This is a genomic window from Stappia indica (assembly GCF_020177335.1).
Lineage (GTDB): Bacteria > Pseudomonadota > Alphaproteobacteria > Rhizobiales > Stappiaceae > Stappia > Stappia indica_B.
In genome coordinates, this window is record NZ_JAIVMG010000013.1 from 85,544 (window position 1) to 105,010 (window position 19,467).

Sequence of the window (19,467 nt, forward strand, 5' to 3'; positions counted from 1 at the left end):
GTCGCAACGTCTCCGGCGTCGGGCGCCGGGTTTGATGAAGATGGCTGGGGGCGACGGTCCTTCGCCGCGATGCGGTCCTCTCCCCGAGGCCCCCGGTCACAGTGGTTTGGAAATGTCGGTCCAGACCCTAGGGCGCCGGGGCGGTCGCGGCATCGCAGACGATGAGCCCGTCGATGTAGCGCTCCATGAAGTCCTGGATCCTTCGGTGCATTGGGGACGCCTGATAGCGCTCATGGTCCGCCGCCGTGTCGAAGCTGGACAGGATCGCCCAGTCGTATCCCGACGACCGGCGTGCCTCGTTCCTCACGAAGGCGTAGCTGCGGACATAAGGGAGCTGTTGTTTCAGCTCTGAGATGAGCGCCTCGGTCTGGCTGTGAAAATCGGCGTCCAGTCCAGACAGTTTCAGCAGGACGATATGGGTGTACATGACATCGAACCCGTCTTTGCGGTGGGGCTTCCGGCGGGAGGATGCGCGCCACGACATCCTCCCGAGATGCGGTGCGCCGGAAGCGGTCCTCCTGGCGCGGTCCCGATTGCCGGGGCGATCAGATCGCCTGGGGGCGGGTGCCGGGAGGGCCGATCAGCGTGATGCCAAAGCGGTCGCAGGCATCGGTCAGGCGTTTTTCAGTGGCCTCGTCCATCTTCCATCCCGCCTGCGGTGCGGCGTAGTCGGCGGGGATGGCCACCGCCCGGAAGAACTCGTCAAGGCCTCCGGGAGCGGACATGACCAGCCATTTCGCTTCGGAGTCCGGGTCGACCTGGAAGATGTGCGGCACGTCCTTGGGCATGAGAATGCAGTCGCCCGGTCCCAGCGTGACGGCGGCATCGGCCGACCAGAAGGAGATCTTCCCTTCCAGAAGGTAGAAGATCTCATCCTCTCCATTGTGCTCATGCAGCGGCGGTTCCGACCCGACCTTGGAGTGGGTCAGGGCGAGCTGAAAACGGCCCTCTGTCATCTGCGTGGTGATGATCGGCTGGATGAGGTCGCCAAGGAACCAAAGGTTCTCTCGCTCCGCCTCGCGGATCACGAAGATTCGGTTTTCCGGCTTTGTGGGGTCGGTGGTCATGGCTTCTCCTCTCCTCCGCCGCCAATCGGCGTCCGTTTTTTTGATATGTCAAAAATATTGCGAACGCAAATTAAATGATATATTAGACCTAAACTATCGGACGTTCAGCTTGTCGGGCCGCTCTTGAGGAGGGGCGGTTCGGAAGGGGGGCGTAGGCGGGCCGGAAATGCGTTTTTCGCCATGAGATTGCGAAAATAGTGAAGGAAGAGACGCGCCTTTCAGGATGTGGTTTCTGGCTCCGGCGTTCGAAGGCGTCCTGCGCTCCGTAGGGCGGGAAGTGCACGGGCGGGTTCTGAAGTTGTGAAAATCTGACGCCCGCAAAAACTTCGGAATGAGATTGTTGGGTGCTCGCGGGGGGCGACTTGGCGCCGGGAGCATGGGAGTTCGAGGAGGAGGACATTCATCATGACTGTTGCGTTGGTGTCTGCCATTGGGCAGCAGAGATTGCGGGAGGCGTTCAGCCATTTCCCGTCCGGGGTCGCGGCCCTGGCGGCGGAGATCGACCGGGAGCCCCAGGTCCTGGTGGCATCGAGCTTCACGGTCGGGGTTTCGCTGGACCCGCCGCTTGCGGCGGTTTTCGTTCAGAAATCGTCGTCCACATGGTCCTTGCTGTCCCAGGCCGAGCGCATTGGCGTGTCGATCCTCGGTGTCGATCATGCGGAGACCTGCCGGCAATTGGCAGGCCGGAACAGATCGGAGCGTTTTTCCGGCGTCGAGCGGGTCGCAAGTCCGACAGGGGCGATCCGCATCCTGGGGTCTGCCGCCTATTTCGAATGCAGTGTCCATGATGTGCATGCGACGGGCGATCACGACGCCGTCCTGCTGTTCATTCACGACCTCGAGGTCGCAAGAGAAACCGCGCCGCTGGTGTTTCACGGCTCCCGGTTCACGCAGCTCGCCATGGAACCGGCGGGGATGACGGCGCAGTAGCGTCACGCGCGCGTGGGAGAAGGCGTGACGCGCGCCGGCGGGCGGCAGAGGTCTGCCTGAAAGGCCTGCCGGAGCGACCGTTTCCGGAGCGACCGTTTCCGGAGCGGGTGCCTGAAAGCGGGTGCCTGACTGGCTTTGTCGTCCTTGGCATCAAGGCGCGCTGGGCGGTGCGTCGCCTGTTTTCCCCCACCATCACGTCAATCGGATTTCCGCGAGCCCGTGTGGCGCGCGTCACCTGCCTTTGGCGGGAGCGCTGTCGCTCGGCTGCCTTCAAGTCATGGAGACATGCTATGACAACAGCTACTTCACGCACTCAGACATCTGTTTCATCCTCGCTGCCAAGCGGGCGCGAGAAGCGCAAGATCATTGTCGGCGTCGGTGTCGGCAATGCGCTCGAATGGTACGATTGGGCGGCGTATTCGATCTTCGCGCCGTATTTCGCGCGCCAGTTCTTCCGCAGTGACGATCCGCTGACGGATCTGCTGGGAACCCTGGCGATCTTCGCCGCCGGCTTTTTCATGCGCCCGCTGGGCGGGGTGTTTTTCGGCTGGTTCGCCGACCGTCGCGGGCGCCGTCCCGCGATGACCTTCGCCATGCTCCTGACGGCGGCTGGAAGCCTGCTCATCGGCATCTCGCCCACCTACGGCAGCATTGGGGCCGCTGCTGCCGTTTTCCTTCTCGTGGGGCGTCTGCTGCAAGGGTTTGGACATGGTGGTGAGGTCGTCTCCTCCTTCACCTATGTCACCGAGATGGCGCCGGCGAACAAGCGGGGGGCGTGGTCCTCGACCGTGTTTGTCTTCGTCACCATCGGCGTCATGTGCGCCACCGCGCTCGGCGCGGGGCTGACCAGCACCGTCGGGGCGAGTGGCGTCGAGGAGTGGGCCTGGCGTATCCCGTTCGTGATCGGCGGCGTTCTTGGGGTCTATGCGCTCTACCTGCGTCGTCATCTGGATGAGACGCCCATGTTCCGGGCCAAGGCCGAGGCGGCCGAGCAGGCGGCGGCCGCGCCGGGACGTGCCGCGCGCCAGGGGGGATGGGCCAATGTGTGGAAGTATCGCCGGGCGTGCCTGCGCGTCTTCGCGCTTTCCGCTGGCGGTACGGTTCTCTACTACGTGTGGGCGGTGATGGCGCCGACCTTCGCCATCGGGGCCCTCGGCATGGATCCGGGGCCGGTGATGTGGGTCGGCGTGGCCGCCAACATCTTCTTCATTCTCTGCCTCATGGCCTGGGGCCGCATTTCGGATCGCTATGGCCGGAAGCTGAATTGGTATGTCTTCTCGATCGGATCCATGATCGCCATCATCCCGCTGTCGCTGATCCTGTCGGGCGGCGAGGGCGAGATCTGGCGCCTTGCCGTCTATATGGGCGTCGGCATGCTGCTGATCTCGGCGCCGACGGCCATCATGCCGGCATTTTTCCCCGAGCAGTTCCCAACCCATATTCGTGCCGTGGCAATGGGGCTGCCGTTCTCGGTCGCGGGGGCGGTGACCGGGGGAACGGCGCCGTACCTGCAGGCATGGCTGTATTCCTCGGGTCAGCCCTGGCTGTTTGAAATCTATCTCATCGTGCTCTGTTTCCTGGTTCTGGTCGCCACCGTGGTGTCGCCGGAAACCAATGGTAAGGATCTGAGCGATGACAGCGAAGAGGAGGCCGAGTTCTCCGGCGCCAGCCTCGCCGAACGCCCCGCAGCCTGACGGCGGGAGCGAAACGCAACCGGGCTGATGGCTCGGTATGGGCCGGCCGGTTCTTCGGAGCCGGCCGGTCTTCCTACAGCAGTTGCAGCCCGCGGAAACTGGCGTGGCCCTCGCGTCCGACGATGATGTGGTCGTGCAGGACGATGCCGAGCGGCTTGGCGATCTCGGCGATCTGATTGGTCATCTGGATGTCGGCGCGCGACGGCGTCGGGTCGCCCGAGGGATGGTTGTGGACCAGCACGATGGCGCTGGCCGAGAGCTCCAGCGCACGCTTCAGCACCTCGCGCGGATAGACCGGCGTATGGTCGACCGTGCCGCGCTGCTGCACCTCGTCGGCGATCAGCGCGTTCTTCTTGTCCAGGAACAGGATGCGGAACTCCTCGCGATCGGAAAAGGCCATGGCCGTGCGCACGTAATCGAGCACGGCGGACCAGGAGGACAGCACCCGCTTGCCCTGGACCTTCACCCGCAGGAAACGCTCCGCCGCCGCATGGGCCAGCTTCAGATCGTCGACCACCCGATCGCCCACACCGCGCACCTCCTTGAGGCGGGCAGGCGGGGCGGCGAGCACCTCGGCGAAGGAGCCGAAACGGGCGATCAGCGCCTTGGCGATCGGCTTGGTGTCCGCCCGCTTGATCGGAGAGAACAGCAAGAGCTCCAGCAGTTCGTAATCCTGCAGGGCTTCATGCCCGCCATCGCGAAACCGCTGGCGCAGCCGGTCGCGATGGCCATGGTAATGCGGCTGAGCGGCGGCTTCGGCAAATCCGCTGTCATCCTCGCTCATGGCCGGTCTCCGTGAGGCAGGGCTGGGCGGGGACATCCGTTTCGGAAGGGCCAGCCGGAGGTGATGCCCGCATCTGGATCATGATCCGCAGCGGGGCTTCAGCTTGCCGGGCGATCTACCGGATTGTCCAGCCCTGCCGGCGACAGGGTGAAAATCTGGCAGCCATCGGCGGTGATGCCGATCGAGTGCTCGTATTGCGCCGTCAGTGAGCGGTCGCGGGTGACCGCCGTCCAGCCATCGGACAGGACCTTCACATGCGGCCGGCCGAGATTCACCATCGGCTCGATGGTGAAGATCATGCCCGGCTTCAACTCCACGCCTTCGCCGGGGCGCCCGTAATGCAGGATGTTCGGCATGTCGTGAAACAGCCGGCCGACCCCATGGCCGCAGAAATCACGCACCACGGAGCAGCGCTCGGCCTCCACATAGGTCTGGATCGCCGCCCCGATGTCGCCGGTGGTGTTGCCCGGGCGGGCGGCCTCGATGCCGCGCAGGAGCGACTGGTAAGTCACATCCATCAACCGTTCGGCGGCGCGCTTCGGCTTTCCCAGGGCATACATGCGGCTGGAATCGCCATGCCAGCCGTCGAGAATGTAGGTGACGTCGATGTTGACGATGTCACCGTCCTTGAGCGGTTTGTCGTTGGGGATGCCATGGCACACCACGTGGTTGATCGAGGTGCAGCAGGACTTGGTGTAGCCGCGATAGTTCAGGGTCGCCGGGATCGCGTCGTGCTGGGCGCCGAAGTCGAAGACGAAGGCGTCGATCTGGTTGGTGGTGACGCCGGGCTGGACGAAATCGACGAGGGCATCGAGGCACCTGGCCGTCAACTGTCCGGCGCGCTGCATGCCCTCGAAATCCTCCGGTCCGTAGAGCCGGATCTGCCCGGTGTTCTTCAGCGGTGCCGTCGCGGCGTCAATGTAAGTGACCATCGTGATCCCGTGTGCTGTCTGTTGCCTGGCGGGCGCTTGCGTTCCGCAAAAAGGCCTGTCGCCTTCGGTGGAACCGCGTTCCTTCACCCGATTATCGGGCCTTCACCCGGATATCGGGCGCGGTTCTCGTCGTGCGAGGCCGCTGCGAGCGCGTTGCGGGAGCGCCAGAGTGTTCCTTCTATATAGCCATAAATCGCCGGTGTGGGAGGTGCAATCGGGTTGAAGGGAGGTGCGGCCTTATTTCCTTGTCGGGGCCGTGGTGCTCCTGCCTCTTGCGCGGGGGGCGTCCTGCGGGTAGGCAGGAGACGCGCGGACGTGGTGGAACCGGTAGACACAAGGGACTTAAAATCCCTCGGCCATGCGCCGTGCGGGTTCGAGTCCCGCCGTCCGCACCAGGTTCCCGCCCAGCCGGGCGGACAGTTTCAACGGCCACGATGGTGGCAATGGCAATCGGTTCGGGCGACATGCTTCGCTTGGCAGCATGTAGACGACGAGGGACGATCCGGACGTGATTTCATTGCGCCCTGTGCTGAACGTTCTCGGCTTCCTTTATGTGGGGCTGGCGACCGCCATGCTGATTCCGGCGATTGTCGACGTCGCCGCCCGCAACGCGGACTGGCAGGCCTTCGTCATGTCGTCGCTGGTCACCGGGCTGGTCGGCCTGTTGTTGTCGGTCGCGGTCGGCGGTGCGCTGGCCGAAGGCCTCAACATGCGCCAGACCTTCGTGTTGACGACACTGGCGTGGATGTCGCTGCCGGCCTTCGGCGCGCTGCCGTTCCTCTGGCTCGGCGTCGGCTATGCCGATGCGGTGTTCGAGGCGGTGTCCGGCTTCACCACCACCGGCTCCACCGTGCTCTCCGGTCTTGACGGGTTGCCGCCGGGGCTTCTTGTCTGGCGCTCGCTGATGCAGTGGATGGGCGGGGTCGGCATCATCGTCATGGCGATCGTGCTGCTGCCGTTCCTGCGGATCGGCGGCATGCAGCTGTTCCAGACCGAAAACTCCGACCGGAGCGAGAAGATCGTCGCCCGCTCCATCGAGCTGGTGCGGCTGATCGGCGTGTCCTACCTGTTCCTGACCGTCATGTGCGCGCTGGCCTTCTGGGGCACCGGCATGAGCGTGTTCGACGCGGTCAACCATGCCTTCACCACCATCGCCACCGGCGGCTATTCGACCCATGACCTGTCCTTCGGCTATTTCGCCAATCCGGTGACGGCCTGGGTCGCCATCACCTTCATGCTGATCGGCTCGCTGCCGTTCGTGCTGATCATCCAGGCGCTGCGCGGTCAGCCGATTGCCCTGTGGCGCGATCCGCAGGTGCGCGCGTTTCTCGGCTTCGTCGCGCTGGTCTGCATGGTGGTGACCGTCTATCTCGGGCTGCAGCACCGGGTGCCGTTCGGCGATGCGGTGCGGATGGCCACGTTCAACATGATCTCGGTGGTGACCGGCACCGGCTATGCCTATGGCGACTACACCACCTGGGGCCCGCCGATCGTCGTTCTGGCCCTGCTTCTGAAGTTCGTCGGCGGCTGTACCGGATCGACCACCGGCGGCATCAAGATGTTCCGCTTCCTGGTGTTCTTCGGCACCGTCCGGGCGCATCTGCGGCGCATGGTCCGGCCGAACCGGGTTCTGGCGGAGGAATACGGCAAGACCCGGCTGACCAATGAACTATCCTTCTCGGTGCTGGCCTTCCTCGTGGTCTACATGGGCACCGTCGGGGTGATCACCCTGATGCTCGCCAGCTTCGATCTGGATCTTGTGACCGCCCTGTCGGCTGCGGCGACCGCGGTGGGCAATGTCGGGCCGGGGCTCGGGCCGATCATCGGTCCTTCGGGCAACTTCGCCTCCCTGCCGGATGGCGCGAAATGGATCCTGTCCTTTGCCATGCTGATGGGCCGGCTGGAGTTGTTCACCGTTCTGGTGCTTCTTGACCCGGACTTCTGGTCGCGCTGATCTTTCTCAAGATGTTTCCGCCTTGCCGATGTCTGGCTGTGGCGCGGATGCTTTTTCGCTGGAGGTTCTCCCGACGTGCTGTTTTCCTCTCCCCTGATTCCCGGGCGGTTGTTGCGCCGCTACAAGCGGTTCCTCGCCGATGTGGTGCTCGATGGAACCGGCGAGGAGGTCACCGCCCATTGCGCCAACCCGGGCGCGATGCTCGGATTGAAGGACGAGGGGGCGCGGGTTTTTCTGTCGCAATCGGACAATCCCAAGCGGAAGCTGAAATACTCTTGGGAGATCGTGGAGGCGGATGGCGCCTTCGTCGGTATCAACACGGCCCATCCCAACCGGCTGGTGGAGGAGGCGCTCCACGCCGGGTTGATCCCCGAGCTTGCCGGTTTCGCCGGACTGCGCCGGGAGGTGAAATACGGGCGCAATTCCCGGATCGACATCCTGTTGGAGGATGAGACGGGCGGGGCGACCTATGTGGAAGTGAAGAACGTGCACCTGATGCGCACGCCCGGTCTTGCCGAATTTCCCGATTCGGTGACGGCGCGCGGGGCCAAGCATCTGGATGAGATGGCCGACATGGTCGATCAGGGGGCGCGGGCGGCGATGGTCTATCTGGTGCAGCGGCCCGATTGCGAGCGGCTGTCGCTGGCGCGCGACATCGACCCGGCCTATGGCGCGGCCTTCGATGCGGCGCGGCGGCGCGGCGTGGAGGCCTATGCCATCGGCTGCCGGGTGACGCCGCAGGAGATCGTGGCGGACCGGCTGGTCAGTGTCGCCGCCCTTTGATCTCCAAGGGCGGCGCTTTTGATCAAGGGGTGCGTCAGGCGGCGGCGCCCTGAATGACCACGATGGGCGAGTTGTTCGGCACGCGCGAGGCCAGGTCGATCACGTCCTGGTTCAAGAGCCGCACACAGCCGGAGGAGACCGCCTTGCCGATGGTCCATTCCTCCATCGTGCCATGCACCCGGTAGATCGTGTCCTTGCCACCCTCAAAGATGTAGAGCGCGCGTGCCCCCAGCGGGTTCTGCAGGCCAGGCTCCATGCCATTGCGGTATTTTTCCAGCTCCGGCTGACGCTGGATCATTTCCGCCGGCGGGGTCCAGCGCGGCCAGGCGCGCTTGTAGGCGATCCGCGCCCGTCCGCCCCAGGAAAAGCCGGCGCGGCCGATGCCGACGCCGTAGCGCATGGCCTTGCCGTTTTCCTGGACCAGATAGAGAAACCGGTTGGGGGTATCGACCACCAGGGTGCCCGGCCGCTCGGCGGTGGCGTAGTCGACCACCTGGCGATAGTAGGTTGGGTCGACGCGGCGCAGGTTGATGGCCGGCACAGGGAACTTCTCTTCCGGCATCGGCCCATACATTGCCAGGTAGTACGGGTCCTTGGCGCTGAGGATCGGACCGGCCGGTTCGGCCGGCAACAGGCGGCGCTCGGTGTTGGTGCAGCCGGCAACGGCCAGGCTGGCGGCACCTGCGATCAGCGCGCGGCGCGAGAGACGGGGCGTGTCGGCGTCTTCGATATGGATCATCGGATCAAGAGCTCATGTAGGGACAGGGTGCGACGGGCGGGTCGCCGGGTGTGGCGCGGGGCCGGTGAGGACAGGGCGCGGGCGGTTGCCCGCCCGTCTCACCGGGGAGGCGGTGTGGCGACCGGGCGGGTCAGCGCCGGGGCGGCCCGGTCGGGCCTGGCTTCGAAGGGGGGGGACGGAGCCAGGAAGGCGGTTTCATCGGCATGGTTTGCCGGAAGGAACGGAGCACAGAGGCCGCCGGTGCAGCGTTGTGTCGTCATCGACCGCGTTAGCATTCCATCCGGCCGCGCCGCATTGGCCCGGTCGGTGGCGTTTTCAGTTCTGCCCTGTGGGGCGATGACAAGACCTGCCGCAACCGCCAGTCCGTCCGCAGACCGGGCAAGCGCATGGGTCGCCCCTGCGTTCAGCAGGGCCGCCAGCATGAGCAGCAGGGTCAGGGCGCGCCAGCGGCGGCGAAACGAAATCATCATCGCTCAGGTATAGGCGTTGAAAATGTGCCGAAATAGGGGCGCGGTTTCACCTTTGCGCGACCTGCGGATCACCTTTGCGCCAGCCGGGAAGCTCTGTCGCTACCCTTGCGTGCTGTGCGCGATCGGCGGCTGGAACTGCCAGCCCATGTCCCAGGGGAAGTAGATCCAGGTGTCCTGAGAGACCTCGGTGACGAAGGTGTCGACCAGCGGCCGGCCCATGGGCTTGGCGTAGACGGTCGCGAAATGGGCGTCGGGCAGCATTTCGCGCACGACCCGCGCGGTGCCGCCGGTGTCGACCAGATCGTCGATCACCAGCACGCTGGCGCCCTTGCCGCCATCCAGGTTGATGACCCGGTTGTCGACGGACTTGATGACCTGCAGATCGCCCTGTTCCTCGTAGTCGTGATAGGAGGCGATGCAGACGGTCTCGATCATGCGGATGCCCAGCTCGCGGGCAACAATGGCGGCCGGCACCAGCCCGCCACGGGTGATGCAGACGATGGCTTCCCACTTGCCCTGACCCGACAGGCGCCATGCGAGGGCGCGGCTGTCGCGGTGGAACTGGTCCCAGGAAACGGGAAAGGCCTTGGGTTGCTGGTTTTCCATGAATTTGTCCTGTTCAGGAGGCGATGGCGGCGGCGATGGCGGTTTCGACATCGCGCGCGGCCGCGTCGAGAAGGGCGGTATCGCGGGAGCGCACCACGACTTGCGTGGAAAAGCGCCCGTCCTTGGAGCGCGGGTAGGAGCCGATCATCACGCCGGGGTGGGCGGACTGGATTTCCCGCAGGGCGGTGGCGATCCGGCTCTCCGGCAGGTCGGCATCGAGCGCGCGCGACTGCAGGCGCGGACCGGTGGTCAGCGTCGGGCGGATCGCCTCCAGCATGGCCTGCATGATCGACGGCACGCCGGCCATCACATGCACGTTGCCGATGCGAAAGCCAGGCGCCTTGGACACACTGTTCTCGATCAGATCGGCGCCGTCGGGAATACGGGTCATGCGCTTGCGCGCATCGGTCATGCCGCCTTCGGGATAGAAGGCTTCGAGAATGGCAATGGCGCGCGGGTCGAAGTCGATGCCGACGCCGAAGGCGCGGGCGATCGCATCGGCGGTGATGTCGTCATGGGTCGGGCCAATGCCGCCGGAGGTGAAGACATAGGTATAGCGCGGCCGCAGCGCGTTGACCGCCTCGACGATCCGCTCCTCGATATCGGGAACGATCCGCACCTCGCACAGGTCGATGCCGATCTCGGTCAGGAAGTCGGCGAGGGTGCCGATGTTCTTGTCCTTGGTCCGGCCGGACAGGATCTCGTCGCCGATGACGACGAAACCGGCGGTGACGATTTCCTCAGTGGCGCTGGCGGTCATGGGCACGCAAGGTCTCCACGGTTGCAATGGGGCGGACTGTGACCGTCCGACCCGTGATCTCCGGCTTTAGCGGAAGCGGGCGGCCTGCTCAAGATGTCACCGCGCATCGTCATTCCGGTGGGCGCCAGCCGTAGAGCCAGTCGAAGCGGGCGAGAAGCCGTTCCGGCGGCAGGGAGCGCATCACCGCGTCGCGGGCAAGGGCAAGCGGGCCGCCCAGGTGATAGACCCGGTCGTTGGAGCGGGCGAGCCGCAGCACCCGTTCCGCCCGGTCCTGCCGCTCCGACTGATAGCCCTTCAAGGCTTTGACGGGATCCGGGGTGCGGGCGAGATTGCGGGCGATGGCCGCGCCATCCTCGATCGACATGGCCGCGCCCTGGGCGGCGAAGGGCAGCATGGCATGGGCGGCGTCGCCGAGCAGCGCGAAGCGGCCGTTGATCCAGCTCATGCCCGGCTCCATGCCGCACAGCGCCCATTTCAGCCAGCTTTCCGGCTGCTCCAGCAAGGTGCGGCAGGCCGGCGGCCAGCCTTCGAGGCGGGCAAGCAGATCGGCGCGGGCGGCCGGGGCCGACCAGGTTTCCTCGTGCCAGTCTTCCTTGACGAGGGCGACGATGTTGAACTGCCGGCCGCTGGAGAGCGGGTAATGCACCACATGGGCATCGGCGCCGAGCCACAGGCCGGTGACCTTGCGCCATTCCTCGGGGATCCTGTCGATCGGGATCACCGCCCGGTAGGCGGTGCGGCCGGAAAACACCGCTTGCCGCAGGCCCATGATCCGGCGCCGGGTCACGGACCAGACCCCATCGGCACCGATCAGCGCGGCGCCGGAGAGATGATCCGTCCCGTGGGCGGTCTCGATCTCGAGGGTCACGCCGTCCGCGCTTTGCCGGGCATCGCGCAGGTCCGCGCCGAGGCGCAAGGTGATGTCGGGGCAGGCGCGGGCCGCTCTCAGCAGCGTTTCCTGCAGGTTGCCCCGGTGAATGACCAGATAGGGCGCGCCGTAGCGGGCCTCGGCATGGGCTCCGAGCGGAATGCGGGCAAGGTCCTTGCCGCTGCGGGCGGAGAGGATGCGGATCGCTTCGGGCGCGACAGCGTGGCGGCGCAGCTCCTCTTCCAGTCCGAGGCCGCGCAGCACATGCATGGCATTGGGAGAAAGCTGCAGGCCGGAGCCGACCGGGGCAAGGGTCTCCGCCCGCTCCAGCACGGTGACGGCCCGGCCTTCGCGCGCAAGGCAAAGGGCTGCGGTCAGCCCGCCGATGCCGGCGCCGGCAATGAACAGCCGATCATGAGGGTCTGCCGCATCGGCGTGTCGGGACGGGCTGGTTTCAGGTGCTGACATCTGGTGACGGTTCCCGGCCGCTGCGCGAAGGAGACGTCCCCCGCGCGGGGGTGTCCGGCGTCGTCAGGCCGCCTTCGGCGTCCAGACGCAATCGGCCGGCTCGGCCGCGCCCGCGTCCAGCTTCGGATTGAAGCGGTAGAGGGTCGAGCAATAGGGGCACACGATTTCGGTCTCATGACCCATGTCGAGATAGACATGAGGATGATCGAACGGCGGACGCGCGCCGATGCACTGAAACTCCTTGGCGCCAACCTCGATCATCTCGATGCCGCGATCGTTCTGGAAATGTGGGACGACACCGTCTGCCATCGGACCAACCCGTGTTGCTGATGTTGATTGTCTGATGGCGCGGACCATACGCAGGAAGTCGCTGTTTGAGAAGAGCCAAGCAGCGCTTTTTGCCGTGGGAAATCGGTGTCGGAGGCGACTGGGCGCCCGCAGCACGGGCAAGCGGCCTCGGGAGCGGCCCCCGCAGGCGGGGCTTTCCTTGCCGGCGGGTTGGCACTATCGTATGCGGCCTGTCATTTTACGTTTACGTCAAGGTTATGTACGAATGCCGTATTTCGACTCCAACGGGTTGCGCCTCGCTTATCTCGATGAGGGGGAGGGCGAGCCGATCCTTCTGATCCATGGCTTCGCCTCCAACAAGGATGTCAACTGGGTCTATCCCGGCTGGGTCGATCTGATGGTCAAGAGCGGGCGCCGGGTGATCGCGATCGACAATCGTGGTCATGGCGAGAGCGAGGGCAGCCACGATCCGGACGATTACGGCGCCCCGGCGATGGCCGAGGATGCCCGCCGGCTTCTGGATCATCTTGGCATCGAGCGTACCGATGTGATGGGCTATTCGATGGGCGCGCGGATCACCGCCTTCCTGACGCTGAACCATCCGGAGCGGGTGCGCAGCGCCGTCTTCGGCGGGCTCGGTTACGGCATGGTGACCGGCGTCGGCAACCCGGAGCCGATCGCCCTGGCGCTGGAGGCGGCGCGGCTGTCCGATGTCACCGACCGGACCGGCCGTGCCTTCCGGGCCTTTGCCGAGCAGACCAAATCCGACCGGCTGGCGCTGGCCGCCTGCATGCGCTCTTCGCGTCAGCGCATTTCCGAAGAGGAGGTGGCGCGCATCGTCCAACCGGTGCTGGTCGCGGTCGGAACCCGGGACGATATTGCCGGCTCGCCGCAGAAGCTGGCGGAGCTGATGCCCAATGCCAAGGTGCTGGAGATCCCCAATCGCGACCACATGATCGCGGTTGGCGACAAGGTGTACAAGGCGGGGGTTGTCGACTTTCTGGAGGAGAGAGCATGACTGCGACAACGGTGGAATTGAGCGGGGCGGATGGCAATCGCCTCGTCGCCGATGTCTATGGACAAAGCGGCCGGCCTGCGCTGCTGCTGCATGGCGGCGGGCAGACCCGTCACGCCTGGGATGCGGCCGGCCAGCGCCTCGCGGCGCTCGGCCTGCGGGCCTGGAGCCTCGATCAGCGTGGCCATGGCGACAGCGCCTGGGTCGAGGATGGGAGCTATGACTTCCGGGACTATGGCCGCGACGTTGTTGCCGTTGCCGATGCGCTGGCCGCCGAGGGTGGGGAGCGACCGGTCGGCATTGGCGCCTCGCTCGGCGGCATCGCCTCGCTGCTGGCGGAAGGGCAATTGCGGCCCGGCACCCTGTCGGCGCTGGTGCTGGTCGATATCACCCCGCGGGTCGATCCGGGCGGGGTGAACCGTGTCATCTCCTTCATGGCCGAGCGGATGCATGAGGGTTTCGCCAATGTGGAGGAGGCGGCGGATGCCATCGCCGAGTACCTGCCGCATCGGGCGCGCCCGTCCAGCCTCGATGGGCTTGCCAAGAACCTGCGCCTGCACGATGACGGTCGCTATCGCTGGCATTGGGATCCGCGCTTCCTGACCCAGCGCGATATCCGCGAGGCGGAACCCAGGCATATCGAGGAGCAGCTGATGGCGGCGGCGCGGGCGCTGGAGATCCCGGTGCTTCTGGTGCGCGGGGCGCGCTCCGAGCTCGTTGCCGACGAGCATGTGGAGGAGTTCCTGTCGCTGGTGCCCCATGCCGAATACGCGGATGTGAAGGGTGCTGGCCACATGGTTGCCGGCGATCGCAATGACGCTTTCGCCGGTGCGGTGGAGACCTTCCTGTCGAAGCTGAAGGCGGCCTGACCGGCTGCCTCAGCCTGCCGACAAGGGGCAGATTTCCCTCGACCTCATCCCGGGTACGCTGAGGTGTGCCCCGGGATCTCGGGGCGAAAGACGCGCGTTTTCAAGCGGCTGGAGCCGACAGGTGAAGCGTTGCCAATCCCGGGTCTCGGCTGTGCTTGCGTCCAGGAGGGCGCCCCCCCCCCCTTTTTTCTTTTTCTTTCGAAGCGAAGGGGCTTTGTCATTCCACTCAGGCGGCCTGACCGCTCGCTCGCTTCACCCGTCGCATGAACTGGCCTCACACATCGATTCAAGTGCGCGGGGAAGTGCGAGTCCCCTCAGGGGCTTGCGTTGAAATGTTGAAGTTCATGTAAAGAATGAGGGTTCCGTTCATCTGTTGGATGAACGGCTTCATGTAAACTCTCATCGGCGATCCGGGCAAAGGGTGCCGGGCCGGAAAAGACGCAAGGGTGAGAATCACTTGCCGCGCCGTTTCGATACCGAATCATTTTGCTTCGGTGTCGTCAAGCATGGATGGCAGCGGCGGGTGCCGCGCCTGTGCCCCCTCAAGCAACCTGATGTTGCATGCTGAGGGTTAACAAATCGCTTTCACGGGGCGGATCGGTTGCGGTTTCCGCCGGGGCGCAGGCCGTGCGTCCCGGCTGTCGTCTGTCGTCTCCGTGAACGGCTATCGTCCCTGGAAGACCGGATCGCGCTTTTCCATGAAGGCGGTCCGCCCTTCGGCGAAGTCTGCGCTGTCGAAACAGGCGTTGGCGAGCGCTTCGCAGCGGAGCAGATCCGCCGGGGCCAGGCTTGCGGTCAGCGCGTCGATGGCGGTCTTGGAGGCCTTGATCGTCAGCGGCGCTCTGGTGGCGATTTCCCGGGCGAGGGTGGTGGTTTCCTCCTCCAGCGCACCGTCGGCGGCAAGCAGGTCGATCAGGCCGAACTCCAGAGCGGTCTCGGCGGTGATCCGCCGGGCGCTGAAGTAGAGCAGCTTGGCCCGGGAGGGGCCGATCAGCCGGGTGACGTCGGCGATGGCGCTGGGTGGGTAGCCGACGCCAAGCCGGGCCGCGGGAATGCCGAAGCGGGCCGTGCTGTCGGCGATCCGCATGTCGCAGGCCGCGGCGAGACCAAGGCCGCCGCCGAGGCAGAAGCCGCGGACCATGGCGAGGGTCGGCAGCGGGCAGTTGCGAAGGGCGGCAAAGGCGGCGGTGTTGGAGGCCTCGTAGGCGCGAGCGGAGGCGGGCTCGCGGTGCGTGGTCTCGAACTCGGAAATATCCGCGCCGGCGACGAAGATGCTGTCACCGGCACCGCGCAGCACGATGATGCGGGTCTCGGCCTCGGCGCAGAGCTGGTCCACCGCCTTGGGAAGCGCCTCCCACATGGCCAGGCCAACCGCATTGCGACGCGCCGGGTTGTCGATGGCGATCCAGCCGATCGGCCCATCCCTCCACACGGAAATCCTGCCGGGGGCGGTCGCATTGGCGGCGGTGTCGGTGGTGGATGCGGTGGACATGGTTCCTCCAGTCATGTGGCTGCATTTTCCGCGTAAATACACGCAATGGTGGTTTTGACAGCCCGCAGCCGGGTTGTCCATCCGTGCCGGAGGCGTCGATGCACGCCTGCGGCGCGGGAGAAAATCCCGGAGCGGGAAGGCGCCGCTGCCTTGTTACCATTTTCCGGTGGGGCGAACCTATGGTCATTTGGGGGGCAATCGCTATATCATCCGCTGAACGTCGCTGGCCCGCCGGCGCTCGCCGACAGGTGGGGCGCGGGCGGCCGCGACACATCACAGGTCGGACCGGAGGTGCCACGCCAGGGCGCGCCGGTCCCAGAATGCGAACGGCCCGCCGCCTGCGAAACGAGAGCGCGGGGATGGCGAACAGGAGGCCAGTATGCCGCAATCCACCCCCTTGACGGACGCGGCGACGCTGCCGCGCCATGACCCTGTTTGGGAGCGCCTGCGCGCCGAAGCCGAAGCGATGGTTCATTGCGAGCCGGCGCTTGCGTCCTTTGCCTATGAAACGGTTCTCAATCACGACCGGCTGGAGGAGGCGGTGGTCCACCGCCTTGCCGACAGGCTCGGCCATGTGGTGGTCTCCCCGTCGCTGATCCGCCAGACCTATCTGGAGGCGCTGGCGGATGCGCCGGAGATCGCCGACACATTCCGGGTCGATCTGGTTGCCGTGTATGATCGGGATCCGGCCTGCACGCGGTTTCTGGAGCCGTTGCTCTATTTCAAGGGCTTCCACGCGCTGCAGACCCATCGGCTGGCCCATTGGCTGTGGCAGCGCGGGCGCAAGGATTTCGCCCTCTACCTGCAAAGCCGCTCCTCGGAGATCTTCCAGGTCGACATTCATCCGGCGGTGCCGGTCGGGCGCGGGGTGTTCATGGACCATGCGACGGGCATCGTCATCGGCGCCACGGCGCTTCTCGAAGACAATGTCTCCATCCTGCAGAACGTGACCCTGGGCGGTACCGGCAAGGAGAGCGGTGATCGCCATCCGAAGATCCGCGCGGGCGTCTTGATCGGCGCCGGCGCCAAGGTGCTGGGCAATCTGGAAATCGGTCATTGTTCCAAAGTGGCCTCCGGCTCGGTCGTGTTGAGCGACGTGCCGCCGAACTCCACCGTGGCCGGGGTGCCGGCGCGGGTGGTGGGGCAGGCGGGCTGCGCCGAGCCGTCGCGGACCATGAACCAGTTGATCGCCGAGAACGGCGAGAGCAAGGAGAGCTGATCCGGCGCGGGAGGCTCTCGTCGCCGCGCCGTTGGTGTGGGGATAGGCAAGGCATTTGCCTTGGCAGCGCCTTTTGAATGTGTAGGGTGCGGTCACGCGCCGGGCCCTTGTCCGCGAGCGCGGGCAAGGCGGCGATCCCCGTTCGGATCGCCGCTTGTCTTTCGCGGCCACAAATTGGCCGTGGTAGGGGGCGAGTAGGCTCGTCCGCCTGCTCTGCCGGGTCCGGACCTTTCCGTGCCGCCGCCAGGCTGCGGTGGCCATGATGCAACAGGAGGCGCATGTGAAGCCCGACGAAATCCGCAAGCTCGAAGCCTATCTGAAAAAGAAGTTCGAACTGTCGACGCTGACTGTCCGGGCGCGTCCGAAGAAGGACGATTCCGCCGAGGTCTATATCGGCGATGAGTTTATCGGTGTGATCTACCGGGATGACGAGGATGAGGACCTGTGCTGGAATTTCCAGATGGCCATTCTCGAATTCGATCTCGAAGAGGCCTGATCGGGTCTTTTCCTGCGACCAGCGCGGGTTTCGCCTTTCTCAACAAGGCGGCCCGCCGTCGCCGGCGGCACTGTCGCTTTCAGGTGAGACCCCACGCTCAGGCGCGGGGTGTGCCGCTCAGAGCGGCGCGCCGAAGGATGCCACCAGCGCGGAAATGCGCCCGTCCAGGGCCTGCCAGTCCGCCAGATGGGCCTGGCGGAATCGGTAGGTCAGCAGCATCTCTTCTCCCAACCGGACCGTTCTTTCGCAATTGGCCGCCAGCGCCTTGTCGCGCGGCGTGAAGCAGCGTGCCGCGTAGGCCGGACCGCTCGCGGCGGTGGTGTGCGCGACGAAATCCGTACCGGCGGTGCCATCGCCGGACAGCGGCAACAGGGACAGGCCACCTGGTCCGGGCAACGCCTCGCCGGCGGCGAGCGAGCGCAGGACCCGCGCGAAGCGCTCGTCCGTATCCATCGACTGATCGTCCGCCTGCAAGGTGACCAGAATCACCGGTGAGGTGTCGCCGGTGTCGCTGAAGTCGCGGGCGGCCGCGGCTGAATAGCCTTCGCCGGAGGGCCAGAGCATGGCGAGGTCGAGCCGGTCGAGCCGCGCGCCGGGCTGGCGCTGCTCCGGATGGCGGATCAGATTGGCCGGGACGTTGAGCGCGGTATTCGCCAGTTCGAGAGAAATGGTTTCGGCGCTGCCGCTCCAGCGCGAGCTGTCATCGGTGTAAGCGATCCAGCCGCCGATGATGTGAAACAGAAACGCGACCCCGGCAAGCGCAAGCGCCACGACCATCGGCGTGAAGTGCCGGGCGCGCATTCCCGTGCTTTCCGGAAGGGTCAGAGGCATCATGCGGCGCCTCCCGGGCGGCGAGCGCGAACGGGAGGGCGCTTGATCCGGCCGCCTTGCCGCGTGTCCCGTCGCGGGACATCGATCCCACAACGATACGTCACGCGGGACATGTTGCTCGCCATTTATGGTTACCAGTTCGTTATCGGTCCGACCTGCCCGGCACGCAAATTGCTGGAGCCCCCGTAGCGTAATTGATCAAGCATTCCTGCTGAATGGTTAACGGGGGGTTAACGCGCGATGAGCGAATTGGCAATCGCCGCCTATATCGGGTGTGCCGGCTTTGTGGCGGCCGGCATTCTCGGCAGCTTCCATCAGCTTGTCACGGGGGAGCCGCCCCGGTTCTCGATTTCGGTGGAGACCTGGCTGAAAGGGGTGGCGACCTGCGTTATGTGCCTCTTCGCCGGACCCTTTATCATCATGCGGCATGCGATTCGCGGCCGGCGGATCGAACAGCGGCCGCTGGGCTGGCTGGTTGCGTCCTCTACCATCGCCGGAATGTGGAGCGTCTGCTCGGGGGTGCTGGTGATGCATCTGGCACTCTTCATTCTGCTATAACGGCGGCGGGCGGGCGATGTGCCGGCCGGATTTCGTCAGTTTCACGGACGTGAGGAGTTGCCCGATGCCGCTTTACCGCCTCGATGACCGCCAGCCGGCGCTGCCCGCAGAGGGCGATTACTGGATCGCCCCCGATGCGGTGCTGATCGGCGATGTTCTTCTGGAGGCGGAGGCCAGCGTCTGGTTCGGCGCGGTGCTGCGCGGCGACAATGAGCGGATCACGGTCGGCCCGGGCTCCAATGTCCAGGACGGCTGCGTTCTGCATACGGATATGGGTTTTCCGCTGACGATCGGCCGCAACTGCACCATTGGCCACAAGGCGATCCTGCACGGCTGCACGATTGGCGACAACAGTCTGGTGGGCATGGGAGCGACCGTGCTCAACGGCGCCCGGATCGGCCGCAATTGCATCATCGGCGCCAATGCGCTGATCGCCGAAGGCAAGGAGATTCCCGACAATTCCCTGGTGGTCGGCATGCCGGGGCGGGTGGTGCGGACCCTTGACGATCCTTCAGGCGAGGGAACGGCGGCGTCAGCGCGCGGCTATGTGCGCAACTGGCGGCGCTATCGGGCCGGGCTGCAGCCGGTTACCCTCTGACCGGCCGTCGCAAACCTCGATGTTCCGGCCCCTCGATCCCCGGCCA

Annotated in this window: 22 protein-coding genes and 1 tRNA gene; 11 read left to right on the top strand and 12 right to left on the bottom strand. The window is 65.6% G+C overall.

The window, feature by feature from the left end:
• Positions 1–127: 127 nt before the first annotated feature.
• Both LC062_RS16905 and LC062_RS16910 read right to left on the bottom strand, forming a co-directional pair.
• Positions 128–427, bottom strand: coding sequence for a Dabb family protein (locus tag LC062_RS16905; RefSeq protein WP_224912205.1), 300 nt, complete (start codon positions 425–427; stop codon positions 128–130).
• Positions 428–545: 118 nt separating this feature from the next.
• The gene (locus tag LC062_RS16910; protein WP_224912206.1) at positions 546–1,067 is read right to left on the bottom strand and encodes a cupin domain-containing protein; all 522 of its coding nucleotides are present in this window, start codon (positions 1,065–1,067) and stop codon (positions 546–548) included.
• Between the two features lie 405 nt (positions 1,068–1,472).
• Between LC062_RS16910 and LC062_RS16915 the strand changes: the two genes are divergently transcribed.
• Together LC062_RS16915 and LC062_RS16920 are read left to right on the top strand one after the other, a co-directional pair.
• Positions 1,473–1,997, top strand: coding sequence for a flavin reductase family protein (locus tag LC062_RS16915; RefSeq protein WP_224912207.1), 525 nt, complete (start codon positions 1,473–1,475; stop codon positions 1,995–1,997).
• A 290-nt stretch (positions 1,998–2,287) separates the two neighbouring features.
• Positions 2,288–3,691: an MFS transporter gene (locus tag LC062_RS16920; RefSeq protein ID WP_224912208.1), complete on the top strand. Its 1,404-nt coding sequence runs from the start codon at positions 2,288–2,290 to the stop codon at positions 3,689–3,691.
• 73 nt (positions 3,692–3,764) lie between these two features.
• On the opposite strand, the gene radC is transcribed toward LC062_RS16920, so the two are convergent.
• Together radC and map are read right to left on the bottom strand one after the other, a co-directional pair.
• Positions 3,765–4,475: a RadC family protein gene (gene radC / locus LC062_RS16925; protein WP_224912209.1), complete on the bottom strand. Its 711-nt coding sequence runs from the start codon at positions 4,473–4,475 to the stop codon at positions 3,765–3,767.
• Between the two features lie 98 nt (positions 4,476–4,573).
• A complete protein-coding gene (gene map / locus LC062_RS16930) occupies positions 4,574–5,407 on the bottom strand; it encodes a type I methionyl aminopeptidase (RefSeq protein ID WP_224912210.1) in 834 nt (277 codons plus the stop codon).
• A gap of 309 nt (positions 5,408–5,716) precedes the next feature.
• Here map and LC062_RS16935 point away from each other — a divergent pair.
• From LC062_RS16935 to sfsA, 3 genes are all read left to right on the top strand, one after another.
• Positions 5,717–5,802: transfer RNA gene (locus tag LC062_RS16935), tRNA-Leu, on the top strand.
• A gap of 134 nt (positions 5,803–5,936) precedes the next feature.
• Positions 5,937–7,361 (top strand): TrkH family potassium uptake protein, encoded by a 1,425-nt coding sequence (locus LC062_RS16940; protein WP_263625760.1) that lies wholly within the window; start codon positions 5,937–5,939, stop codon positions 7,359–7,361.
• A 75-nt stretch (positions 7,362–7,436) separates the two neighbouring features.
• Positions 7,437–8,144 (top strand): DNA/RNA nuclease SfsA, encoded by a 708-nt coding sequence (sfsA, locus tag LC062_RS16945; RefSeq protein WP_224912212.1) that lies wholly within the window; start codon positions 7,437–7,439, stop codon positions 8,142–8,144.
• Positions 8,145–8,178: 34 nt separating this feature from the next.
• On the opposite strand, the gene LC062_RS16950 is transcribed toward sfsA, so the two are convergent.
• From LC062_RS16950 to LC062_RS16975, 6 genes are all read right to left on the bottom strand, one after another.
• Positions 8,179–8,883, bottom strand: a complete 705-nt coding sequence (locus tag LC062_RS16950) for a L,D-transpeptidase (protein WP_224912213.1) — start codon at positions 8,881–8,883, stop codon at positions 8,179–8,181.
• A gap of 98 nt (positions 8,884–8,981) precedes the next feature.
• Positions 8,982–9,353: a hypothetical protein gene (locus tag LC062_RS16955; protein ID WP_224912214.1), complete on the bottom strand. Its 372-nt coding sequence runs from the start codon at positions 9,351–9,353 to the stop codon at positions 8,982–8,984.
• Positions 9,354–9,452: 99 nt separating this feature from the next.
• Positions 9,453–9,959, bottom strand: a complete 507-nt coding sequence (gene gpt / locus LC062_RS16960) for a xanthine phosphoribosyltransferase (protein ID WP_224912215.1) — start codon at positions 9,957–9,959, stop codon at positions 9,453–9,455.
• A 13-nt stretch (positions 9,960–9,972) separates the two neighbouring features.
• Entirely contained in the window at positions 9,973–10,719 is a 747-nt protein-coding gene (locus LC062_RS16965; RefSeq protein WP_224912216.1) for a competence/damage-inducible protein A, read from the bottom strand.
• A gap of 109 nt (positions 10,720–10,828) precedes the next feature.
• Positions 10,829–12,055 carry an FAD-dependent monooxygenase gene (locus LC062_RS16970; protein ID WP_224912217.1) on the bottom strand — a complete coding sequence of 409 codons (1,227 nt, stop codon included), beginning with the start codon at positions 12,053–12,055 and terminating at the stop codon, positions 10,829–10,831.
• A 63-nt stretch (positions 12,056–12,118) separates the two neighbouring features.
• Positions 12,119–12,364, bottom strand: coding sequence for a zinc-finger domain-containing protein (locus tag LC062_RS16975; protein ID WP_224912218.1), 246 nt, complete (start codon positions 12,362–12,364; stop codon positions 12,119–12,121).
• 244 nt (positions 12,365–12,608) lie between these two features.
• Between LC062_RS16975 and LC062_RS16980 the strand changes: the two genes are divergently transcribed.
• Together LC062_RS16980 and LC062_RS16985 are read left to right on the top strand one after the other, a co-directional pair.
• Complete coding sequence (locus LC062_RS16980; RefSeq protein ID WP_224912219.1) at positions 12,609–13,361, top strand: alpha/beta fold hydrolase; 753 nt, start codon at positions 12,609–12,611, stop codon at positions 13,359–13,361.
• Positions 13,358–14,227: an alpha/beta fold hydrolase gene (locus tag LC062_RS16985; RefSeq protein WP_224912220.1), complete on the top strand. Its 870-nt coding sequence runs from the start codon at positions 13,358–13,360 to the stop codon at positions 14,225–14,227. Before LC062_RS16980 ends, LC062_RS16985 begins: the two co-directional genes overlap by 4 nt.
• A 664-nt stretch (positions 14,228–14,891) precedes the next feature.
• Here the strand turns inward: LC062_RS16985 and LC062_RS16990 are convergent.
• The gene (locus tag LC062_RS16990) at positions 14,892–15,719 is read right to left on the bottom strand and encodes an enoyl-CoA hydratase (protein WP_224912221.1); all 828 of its coding nucleotides are present in this window, start codon (positions 15,717–15,719) and stop codon (positions 14,892–14,894) included.
• Between the two features lie 379 nt (positions 15,720–16,098).
• Here LC062_RS16990 and cysE point away from each other — a divergent pair, with 379 nt between their 5' ends.
• Entirely contained in the window at positions 16,099–16,938 is an 840-nt protein-coding gene (gene cysE, locus LC062_RS16995; protein ID WP_224912222.1) for a serine O-acetyltransferase, read from the top strand.
• Positions 16,939–17,218: 280 nt separating this feature from the next.
• Entirely contained in the window at positions 17,219–17,434 is a 216-nt protein-coding gene (locus LC062_RS17000; RefSeq protein ID WP_224912223.1) for a DUF3126 family protein, read from the top strand.
• Positions 17,435–17,551: 117 nt separating this feature from the next.
• On the opposite strand, the gene LC062_RS17005 is transcribed toward LC062_RS17000, so the two are convergent.
• The gene (locus tag LC062_RS17005; RefSeq protein ID WP_224912224.1) at positions 17,552–18,268 is read right to left on the bottom strand and encodes a hypothetical protein; all 717 of its coding nucleotides are present in this window, start codon (positions 18,266–18,268) and stop codon (positions 17,552–17,554) included.
• Between the two features lie 237 nt (positions 18,269–18,505).
• Here LC062_RS17005 and LC062_RS17010 point away from each other — a divergent pair, with 237 nt between their 5' ends.
• Positions 18,506–18,823, top strand: coding sequence for a DUF6949 family protein (locus LC062_RS17010; RefSeq protein ID WP_224912225.1), 318 nt, complete (start codon positions 18,506–18,508; stop codon positions 18,821–18,823).
• 64 nt (positions 18,824–18,887) lie between these two features.
• Positions 18,888–19,421 (top strand): gamma carbonic anhydrase family protein, encoded by a 534-nt coding sequence (locus LC062_RS17015; protein WP_224912226.1) that lies wholly within the window; start codon positions 18,888–18,890, stop codon positions 19,419–19,421.
• The last annotated feature ends 46 nt before the right edge of the window (positions 19,422–19,467 follow it).